This window comes from Arthrobacter sp. MDT2-34-1, from assembly GCF_059091365.1.
Genome location: NZ_JBNHGO010000008.1, coordinates 1 through 6689 on the forward strand (window position 1 = coordinate 1; position 6689 = coordinate 6689).

The 6689-nt window shown below is 64.2% G+C and carries 8 protein-coding genes; 3 read left to right on the top strand and 5 right to left on the bottom strand.

The window, feature by feature from the left end:
• Positions 1-57 precede the first annotated feature (57 nt).
• Positions 58-321, top strand: coding sequence for a hypothetical protein (locus AC5RVV_RS16935; RefSeq protein WP_494002550.1), 264 nt, complete (start codon positions 58-60; stop codon positions 319-321).
• An 18-nt stretch (positions 322-339) separates the two neighbouring features.
• On the opposite strand, the gene AC5RVV_RS16940 is transcribed toward AC5RVV_RS16935, so the two are convergent.
• The 5 genes from AC5RVV_RS16940 to AC5RVV_RS16960 form a co-directional block, all read right to left on the bottom strand.
• Entirely contained in the window at positions 340-603 is a 264-nt protein-coding gene (locus tag AC5RVV_RS16940) for a hypothetical protein (RefSeq protein ID WP_493986697.1), read from the bottom strand.
• Positions 604-632: 29 nt separating this feature from the next.
• Positions 633-1667, bottom strand: a complete 1035-nt coding sequence (locus tag AC5RVV_RS16945; protein ID WP_493986696.1) for a phosphotransferase family protein — start codon at positions 1665-1667, stop codon at positions 633-635.
• Between the two features lie 133 nt (positions 1668-1800).
• The gene (locus AC5RVV_RS16950; protein WP_493986695.1) at positions 1801-2427 is read right to left on the bottom strand and encodes a TetR/AcrR family transcriptional regulator; all 627 of its coding nucleotides are present in this window, start codon (positions 2425-2427) and stop codon (positions 1801-1803) included.
• A gap of 113 nt (positions 2428-2540) precedes the next feature.
• The gene (locus AC5RVV_RS16955; protein WP_493986711.1) at positions 2541-3800 is read right to left on the bottom strand and encodes an acyl-CoA dehydrogenase family protein; all 1260 of its coding nucleotides are present in this window, start codon (positions 3798-3800) and stop codon (positions 2541-2543) included.
• Between the two features lies 1 nt (position 3801).
• Positions 3802-4968, bottom strand: a complete 1167-nt coding sequence (locus AC5RVV_RS16960; protein ID WP_494002551.1) for a CaiB/BaiF CoA transferase family protein — start codon at positions 4966-4968, stop codon at positions 3802-3804.
• A gap of 370 nt (positions 4969-5338) precedes the next feature.
• Between AC5RVV_RS16960 and AC5RVV_RS16965 the strand changes: the two genes are divergently transcribed.
• Positions 5339-5839: a MaoC family dehydratase gene (locus AC5RVV_RS16965; protein ID WP_493986719.1), complete on the top strand. Its 501-nt coding sequence runs from the start codon at positions 5339-5341 to the stop codon at positions 5837-5839.
• Between the two features lie 29 nt (positions 5840-5868).
• Entirely contained in the window at positions 5869-6597 is a 729-nt protein-coding gene (locus AC5RVV_RS16970) for an SDR family NAD(P)-dependent oxidoreductase (RefSeq protein WP_494002552.1), read from the top strand.
• The last annotated feature ends 92 nt before the right edge of the window (positions 6598-6689 follow it).

Below are 6689 nucleotides of genomic sequence, written 5' to 3' on the forward strand. Positions count from 1 at the left end.
ATCGCCTACGACCACTGAATCCAATAGGAATTAATCATCTAGTTCCCGTCGAGAGCGATGAACACCGGTCTTCGTGCCCGGGCCATCTCATTGGAGACACCTCATGACCATGACCGACAATCCCCCGCCCGCGAGCACGTCGAAGAACGTCAGGGCTCATCGACGCTGCGCACCGTCCTGAACCCCGGACCCCACTGGGGGATGATCGTCGCCCTGGTTGGGCTCATCGTGGTGTTCAGCGCCTTGAGGCCCGATTCCTTCGCGACATTCCACACGGCCAAGTCGAGGCTCTATCTTGCTTCGCCCCTGCTCCGGTCCTGAGACGGCGCGCCTGATGTTCTAGTCGGTGGACTCGATCTCGACGTGAGCACGCAGGCGTCCCTGGCCGTCGACCCATCCCTTGCTGGTCGCGTACGCCACCATGCCGTCGAGTTTCTCCTGCCATGACGTGTCGTCGTCGGCTCCGGCCAAGGTCACCAAGCTGTCAGCCGAGATCCATGAATGAGCGGGAGTTGCCAGTACGACTCGGAAACTGGTGAAGTCGTCCTGCTCGTGCAGCTCGACTGCAGGCGGGACGAGGGTTGTGTCCACGCGAATGTACATGGATGCTCCTGTTCGAAGGGTCGGTGCGCCTAGGCGAGGATGGTCAGTCCGTGCTCGAACAGCGGACGGATGGACGATGCGAGGGTGTCGTACAACGGATCGGGCCGACGACCAGTGCGGTGCAGCCGGAGATTGAACGCCACGATCGCAGCGAATCGGTACTCGGCCAGCGCCCTGAACCAGTCGAAGGATTCCACCTCGTGGCCGCGGGCCTGTGCGTACCAGTCATGGATGTCCTTCGGCCGGGCCTTGATCCTGAGCCTGTCCCGGTGTTCGGACCCCCACGGCTGTGGATCGGTCATCATGGCGAGCCAAGCGACATCAAGTCCTTGCAAACCGATCCCGGCGATCTCCCAGTCGATGACAGCTTGCACGGTCCCTGAGCCGTCGTACAAGACGTTGTTGGTCTGGAAGTCGCCGTGGAACAAGCCGATGCTCGGCTGCGCGGGTGCCGTGGCGCTTAGTCTCTCACGAAGCCGCAAGGCCAGCTCGGCGTCTGCTGGATCCGCTGCCTTCTCGACCAGCGCCCACCACCGTTCCAGCTCGTGCTCGATGCCGGTGGGCGCAGCCCAGCCGGGCAGCTCCGCCTGCCAATCGACGCGGTGCACATCGGCCAGGACCGCCGCGGCCCGCTGGAGTAGCGGCTGGGCACCCGATGACGGGATGTCGGCGCTGGACGCCGCATCAAGGAGATGCAGTGGGTGTGCGGGCAGTAGTCGTTGTGCGAGAGCATCGGTTCCGAACCACTGAGGGTCGTCCGAGTGCCAGAGAACGGGCGCCACCGGCACCTCAGCCCGTTCGAGCGCTTGCAACAGCGGCACTTGGCGCAGCACGTCGGTGTTGATCGATCGGCGCACTCCCGGCGGTGCAAGACGCAGAACCACCGCATCGATTGCGCGGCCGGCGCCATCGTTGACCTGGAACCCGAAGCTGAGTCCTGAGTTCCCCGGCATTGGCTTGATGCCCGACGCGGCAGCGCCGCTGGGATACCGGTCCGCGATCCAACGGTCGACGGCGTCGACCAGGTTGACGTCGCCAACGCTGATTCGCTCTGAGACGGACACGCTCACTCCTTCTTTGTTTGTCTTCGTGGGCTCGATCAATCTCCCGTATGGCTGGCAGCGACGGAAGCAGTGCTGCAATCAGATCCACCCGACCGGGCTCGACCGGCCGAGTTGTCCTCGATGGCGACAGGGATCACGCGGGCTGGGTCCGGCCGACAGCTTCTGCGATGGCGGTCTCGGCCGTTCCCATCCCACGCAGACCTGTCTCGACGAACGCCGTGACCACGTCCTCCGCCGTGTTCCGGCCGCCTTCGCGGAACCACTCGTTCGTCCAGTTGAGCATTCCCAGTAGCCCGAGAGCGAGAAGGTGTGGATCGATCGTAGACGTGAACACGCCGTCGTCCTGACCGCTCCGGATCAGGTCCTCAACGTAGCGCGAGTATTCACGACGACGTTTCGCCACCACCTCGTACTGCTCGGGCTCCAAGGACTTCATGTCGTGCAGATAGACACGGAACTTGATTCCCTCGCGAAACAGGAGCTCGAGATGGGCCCGGATGAAGCCCGCCAGCTGGACGGCTGGGCCGCCCTCGATGGCCCGCACCTGCGCTAGGGTCTCGGCGCTGGCGGCGTCGGCCAGCTCGGCCACAGCGAAAAGCAGGTCATGCTTGGTCTTGATGTAGTGGTACAGGCTCCCCTTCAGGATCCCGACGGCGTCAGCGACGTCCTGAACAGTGGTTGCCTCATATCCCTTGTCGTGGAAGATGACGGCGGCGGCTTCGACCACCTCGTTCCAGCGGCCTTGGGGCTTGTCATTCATAGGGGCTCGTTTTCGTCCTCGTCGTGGCATCGATGGAACCCACACTATCTTCAACCAAACACTTGGTGCTACAGCCCCGCCGCCGCTCCATGCTCCAGGAGATTGCTGGGGCGTCAGCGCGCGACGGGCGTCAGCCGCTCAACGTTCTCCCGCGCTTCGCGTTGCCGTTTCAGCTCGCGGCGGCCCAGACCTGCTTTGTGAGCCTCGTCCGGTCCGTCCGCGAGGCGCAAGGTCCGCGTCTGCGCCCAGATGGCCGCAAGCGGGAACTCCTGACTGACACCGCCGCCGCCGTGAACCTGGATCGCCTTGTCGAGCACCCATTCGGCCATCGAAGGAACGAGGACCTTGATCGCTTGGATCTCCGTGTGCGCCTCGCGGTTGCCGACCTCGTCCATAAGCCATGCGGTTTTGAGAACGAGTAGACGTGCCTGCTCGATCCGGATCCGCGCCTCGGCGATCCAGTCGCGGATCACTCCTTGGTCAGAGACCGGGCCTCCGAATGTCCGGCGGGAGTCGGCACGGGCGCACATCAGCTCCAGAGCCCGCTCAGCCATTCCGATCGCTCGCATGCAGTGGTGGATACGACCGGGTCCGAGTCGTGCCTGGGAGATGGCGAATCCATCGCCCTCTCCGCCGATCAGGTTCTCCGCCGGCACGCGCACCTGATCGAACTCGACCCTCGCGTGTCCGCCGTGGGCGGCGTCGTCGTAGCCAAACACGCTCAGGTGCCGCGTCACAGTGACGCCAGGAGTATTGATGGGTACCAGGATCATCGACTGCTGCCTGTGGCGAGGTCCGTCCGGGTCCGTCTTGCCCATCACGATCAGGATCTTGCACAGTGGACTCAGCGCACCCGTGATCCACCATTTGCTTCCGTTGATGACGTAGTCGTCGCCGTCGCGGGTGATCAGGGTCGAGATGTTGGATGCGTCCGACGAGGCCACGTCCGGTTCAGTCATGGCGAATGCGGAACGAATCTGGCCGTCCAGCAGCGGATCGAGCCACTGGGCCTTCTGCTCTGCGGTGCCGAAGTGTGCGAGAAGCTCCATGTTGCCTGTGTCCGGTGCGGAGCAGTTCATCGCCTCGGGTGCCAGCAGTGGGCTGCGACCACTGATCTCGGCCAACGGGGCGTACTCCGTTGTGGTCAGCTCACCACCGATGTTGCGGGTGAGGAACAGGTTCCACAGTCCTCGCGAACGTGCCTCGGTCTTGAGCTCGTCCATGATCGGCCGGGGTGCCCACGGCGTGCCCGCGGCCGCGAGCTCAAGCGACTGTCGTTCGAGCACCTCCTCGGCCGGGTAGACGAACTCGGCCATGAAGTCGCGGAGCGTCTTCGCCAACTCTTCGGACTTGGGGGGCAGTGCGAAATCCACGTCAAATTCCTTCTGTGATGTTCTGGACGACGGCGCCGTCGGCGACGAGCCGATCAATGTCCTCGGGGTTGAGCCCCAGCTCGGCCAGGACGCTGCGGGTGGAACTGCCAGGAGCTTCGGCTGGGGCGCCGGCTAGGCCGGGCGTGCGGGAGAATCGGGGGGCCGGCGCGGGCTGGAACCCACCCGATGCCTTCAGGTGTGTCTCGCGCGCACTCAGGTGGGGATGAAGGGGGGCTTCTGTCAAGGTCAGAACCGGGGCCACGCACGCATCGACGCCCTCGAGCAGGTCAGTCCACTCGGCTTGGGTCCTGCTGCCAAAGGTCTTCGCCAAGAGTGTTCGCAACTCCGGCCATGTGCTCTTGTCCCACTGCGTATCGGGATCGACCGGCAGTTCCATGTGTGCCACGCACGTCCGCCAGAACTTCGGCTCGAGGGCGGCAACGGCCATGTATCGACCGTCCGCGCACTCGTACGTGTCATAGAAAGGGGTGCCGCCGTCGAGCACGTTGCTCCCGCGCTCCAAGTTCCACTGTCCGGAGTTGAGCATGGAGAAGACCGACGAGAGCAGATACGTGGTTCCGTCGATCATGGACGCATCGATGACCTGGCCTCGACCGCTGCCCGCTCGCTCGAACAGGCCTGCAAGGACCCCGATCACCGCGAAGGCGCCACCTCCACCGAAGTCCGAGATCAGATTCAGGGGCGGCACTGGCTTGCGGCCCGGTTCGCCGATCGCGTCGAGCGCCCCGCTCAATGCGGTGTACGTGAGGTCGTGGCCGGCGCGGGCAGCGAGAGGCCCTTCCTGCCCCCACCCAGTGCACCGAACGTAGACGAGCCGTGGGTTGACCTTGGAGCAGTCCGAGGGTCCGACGCCGAGGCGTTCGCTCACTCCGGGCCGGTGACCTTCCAGAAGCACGTCGACCTCGGCGCAGAGGTCGAGGATCAGATCACGCCCGGACGGCTTGGTCAGGTCCACGCAGATTGAGCGTCGGCCGCGGTGCAGTATCTCGTCCTCGGCGTCGAAGATTTCCGCCCCTGATGGCGGCCGATCGACGCGAATCACGTCGGCCCCGAGATCCGCCAGCATGGTCGCCGCGAACGGCACGGGTCCTAGGGCGGCCAGTTCGATGACGCGAAGCCCCGCCAGCGGTCCTTGCTTGTTTGGCATTGGATCTCCTCTTGCGTCTCAGACAACCAAATGATCGGTTGAATCACCCTAGCAGGCAACTGGCCCTGACGGCTACATCTCGTCCCGCTCGGCGACTCGATGGTGGACGGGCGGGCACTGCGCGGGTGCAATGGGGTTGACCCGTCGCAGGCCTTCTGCAAAGATCAACCAATCGACCGGTTGATTTTCGGCGATGTGAACGGCATGTTGCGCGAACAGTGTCGTCCACCATGCAGCCACTCGCGCCGGACGGGAATACCCGAGAGATGGAGCAGCGAGATCGTGTTCTCGCATTCGACGTTCAACCAGCGTGACGAGGTCATCGTTTCGACGCGTTACGGCATGCTCGCGGAACGGAAGGGCGAATAGCATGAAGGATTACCTTGAGGACTACGCAGTCGGTGAATCGGCCAGCACCTCTGGGCGGACCATGTCCGAAGCGGACTTCCTAACGTGGGGCAGCATCGAGCACGACTTCCCCGCAATCCACTTCGACGCGCACGCGATGGCATCTTCCAGATCGGGCCAGCGCATCGCGGCCGGCTTCATCGAGATGGCCCTCTCGGTGGGTATGTTCGCACAGCACGACTGGAACTGGTATTGGCCGACCGGCGCAGTGGCCACCGTCAGGTGGGACGAGTTGCGATTCACCAAGACCTTGCACATCGGTGACACCATCTATTGCCATCGTGAGATCGCCGACGCGATCGTCGAGGACGATGCGTTCGGCATCTTGGTTCACGCCGTGGAGGTGCGCAACCAGGACGGCGACCTGCTGGCCTGCGGACGAGAGAGCATTCGCGTGCGTCGGCGTCCCAGCACCCATGCAGCCGATGGCGAGGCCGCAGCGACTCCGGCGGCAGTCAAATGACGCCCCGCGCGACGGGCCGCGTCGTCGTCGTGACAGGAGGTAGCCGTGGCATCGGCCGCGAGCTTTGTCGAGCCTTCGCGTCGGACGGCGACACGGTCGTCGTCGCGAGCCGTAACGGACAGGCGTGCGAAGAGCTCGCGACATCGTTGCAGGACGAGTTCGGGGTGCTCGCGCTGGGCATCGGGTGTCACGTCGGGCGATGGAACGACTGCGACTTGCTGATCGAGCGGGTTCTCGCCGAATTCGGACGCATCGACGTCCTGATCAACAATGCGGGCATGTCGCCGCTATACTCCTCGCTGGTAGACGTCAGCGAGGAGCTGTACGACAAGGTCTTGGCGGTGAACCTACGCGGAGCGTTCAGGATCGCCACCCTCGCGGCGAAAGCCATGGCGGACGCGGACGGAGGTTCGATCATCAACGTCTCGAGCGTGACCTCCATCCAGGCCAGCCCGATGGAGCTGCCGTACGCGATGGCGAAGGCCGGTGTCAACGCACTCACGGTCGGACTGGCACGTGCTCACGCGCCGGCCGTGCGTGTCAACACGGTCATGCCTGGCCCCATCAGGACCGACGTGTCGGAGAACTGGCCCCCGGAGCTGTGGGAACGGCTGTCGTCGAAGGAGACCCTGCCGATGGGACGCACCGGCGAGATTGGCGAAGTCATCGGCGCCGTCCGCTACCTGGCCGGTCCCGATTCATCGTTCACGACCGGGTCCACCATCCGGGTGGACGGCGGACTCGTGTGGTCGGCATGACCACCGCTCGGGGCGACAACCAGCAATACAGCAGAATCTGATTCATCACAACCACTACCTGAACCGGCCCGGGTTCTGTAGGGGACTGTTTT

Excerpts from the sequence above, each read along its gene's own strand:
- AC5RVV_RS16960 (WP_494002551.1), bottom strand. The coding sequence starts at position 4,968 with ATGCCAAACAAGCAAGGACCGCTGGCGGGGCTTCGCGTCATCGAACTG.
- AC5RVV_RS16950 (WP_493986695.1), bottom strand. The coding sequence starts at position 2,427 with ATGAATGACAAGCCCCAAGGCCGCTGGAACGAGGTGGTCGAAGCCGCC.
- AC5RVV_RS16935 (WP_494002550.1), top strand. The coding sequence starts at position 58 with ATGAACACCGGTCTTCGTGCCCGGGCCATCTCATTGGAGACACCTCAT.
- AC5RVV_RS16965 (WP_493986719.1), top strand. The coding sequence starts at position 5,339 with ATGAAGGATTACCTTGAGGACTACGCAGTCGGTGAATCGGCCAGCACC.
- AC5RVV_RS16940 (WP_493986697.1), bottom strand. The coding sequence starts at position 603 with ATGTACATTCGCGTGGACACAACCCTCGTCCCGCCTGCAGTCGAGCTG.